The following is a 2221-nucleotide window of genomic DNA, read 5'->3' on the forward strand; positions in this document are numbered from 1 at the left end:
GCGCCAGTTCCGACGCCACCACCTGGGACGGCGCCCGCAGCGTCGTGGCGACGGGCGCAGCGTCCCGCGCCTCGTACACGTACGGCTCCAGTCCGCCACCGAGCGCGACCGCCCCGGCCCGGGTGGCCGCCGCGGCGGACGCGTGCCGGGCCATCACGGCGTCGAGACCGGCCGTCTCGATCCGCTCGACACAGGCCTCGAGCGCCAGCATCTCCAGCTGCGCCGGCGCGTGCAGCAGCGCCTTGCGGCCGCCGTCGATCCACCGCTCCTTCCAGTCCAGCAGCGACAGGTACGAGCGGCGCGGCGCCTTCGGGTTGGCGGCCATCCGCGCCCAGGCCCGCTCGCTCACCGACACCGCCGACACCCCGGCCGGACCGCCCATCGCCTTCTGCGCCCCGATCACGCACAGGTCCACGCCCCACGCGTCCGGCAGCACCGGCTCGGCCCCGATGGACGCCACGGCGTCCAGGTAGAACAGCGCCCCGTGCGCCCGTACGGCCTCGCCGATCTCCGCGACCGGGTTGGTGTTGCCGGTCGCCGCCTCCGCGTGCACCAGCGACACGAAGTCGATCTCAGGGTGCTCGGTGAGTGCCTGCCGGATCTCCTCGGCCGTGACCGCCGTGTGGAAGGGCACCGCCAGGTCGATCACCGTGGCCCCGCAGTCCCGCAGCCAGTCGCCGAAGGTCTGCCCGTACGGTCCCGTTATGACGTTCAGCGCCGTCGTGCCCGGACCGGCCGTGGCGCGGATCGCGCCCTCCAGCGGCAGCAGCGCCTCGCCCTGCATGATCACGACGTCCTGTCCGGTGCTCAGCAGCCGCGCCACACGGTCCTCGATGGCGGCGAAGCGGTCCGCGCCGAGCGGGGCCAGGTCCAGAAACGGATGCGTCACGGCAATGCTCTCTTCACTCACAGCAGGTTCGGCCGCATCGAGGGTAACCGGCGCCCCTCGGCTGCCTGCGCGGCGAGTCCCGCGGGTACCGGCCCCCGTCGATGCGGCGCGGCCGGCTCATTAAGGTGCGGTGCATGAGCGATCAGGTGGTGCTGCACGTGAAGGGGCGGGTGCTCGTCGGACCGGAGGACGTCCGGGACGACCTGTGGGTGGTCGACGGCCGCGTCTCCTACGACCGTCCCGTCGGCGCCCGCGACATTCGCACGGTCGTCGGCTGGGCCCTGCCCGGCCTCGTCGACGCGCACTGCCACGTCGGGCTCGACCGGCACGGCCCGGTCCCCGAGGACGTCGCGGAGAAGCAGGCCCTGACCGACCGGGACGCGGGCACCCTGCTCATCCGCGACGCCGGTTCGCCCTCCGACACCCGCTGGATCGACGACCGCGAGGACCTGCCGAAGATCATCCGCGCCGGGCGGCACATCGCCCGCACCCGCCGCTACATCCGTAACTACGCCTGGGAGATCGAGCCGGAGGACCTGGTCGCCTACGTCGCCCAGGAGGCCCGCCGCGGCGACGGCTGGGTCAAGCTGGTCGGCGACTGGATCGACCGCGACCTCGGCGACCTCTCGGCCTGCTGGCCCCGCGAAGCCGTCGAGGCGGCCATCGCCGAAGCCCACCGCCTGGGCGCGCGCGTGACCGCCCACTGCTTCTCGGAGGACTCCCTCCAGGACCTCGTCGAAGCGGGCATCGACTGCATCGAACACGCCACGGGCCTGACCGAGGACCTCATCCCGCTGTTCGCCGAACGCGGCGTCGCCATCGTCCCGACCCTCGTCAACATCGCCACCTTCCCGCAGCTCGCGGACGGCGGCGAGAGCAAGTTCCCCCGCTGGTCGGCTCATATGCGCAGGCTCCACGAACGCCGCTACGACACCGTGCGCCACGCCTACGACGCCGGCATCCCCGTCTTCGTCGGCACCGACGCCGGCGGCAGCCTCGCCCACGGTCTGGCCGCCGCCGAGGTCGGCGAGCTCGTCACCGCCGGCATCCCGCCCGTCGAGGCCCTCGCCGCGGGCACCTGGACCGCCCGCACCTGGCTCGGCCGCCCCGGCCTGGACGAGGGCGCCCCGGCCGACCTCGTCGTCTACGACGAGGACCCGCGCGCCGACGTGCGGGTGCTGGCGGCGCCACGCCGGGTGGTGCTGAACGGGCGCGTGGTCGGGTAGGGCCGCCAGGGCGGCGATCGCGGGGGTCCGGGCCCAGTGCGTCCGGGGCTGCCGGGGGTCCGGGTTGGGTGAGCGAGGTGAGCCCGTTGCGGATTCTCGGTCCTCA

Annotated in this window: 2 protein-coding genes; one reads left to right on the forward strand and one right to left on the reverse strand. The window is 74.0% G+C overall.

The window, feature by feature from the left end; genetic code table 11:
- On the reverse strand, positions 1-889 hold an 889-nt coding region (locus ABT116_RS01250; RefSeq protein WP_351626103.1), incomplete at its 3' end, for a pyridoxal-phosphate-dependent aminotransferase family protein.
- Positions 890-1023: 134 nt separating this feature from the next.
- Here ABT116_RS01250 and ABT116_RS01255 point away from each other — a divergent pair.
- Entirely contained in the window at positions 1024-2115 is a 1092-nt protein-coding gene (locus ABT116_RS01255; protein ID WP_351626105.1) for an amidohydrolase family protein, read from the forward strand.
- Positions 2116-2221 lie beyond the last annotated feature (106 nt).

The sequence above is a fragment of the Streptomyces sp. NPDC002130 genome, assembly GCF_040296465.1.
In the GTDB taxonomy this organism is placed as follows: Bacteria; Actinomycetota; Actinomycetes; order Streptomycetales; family Streptomycetaceae; genus Streptomyces.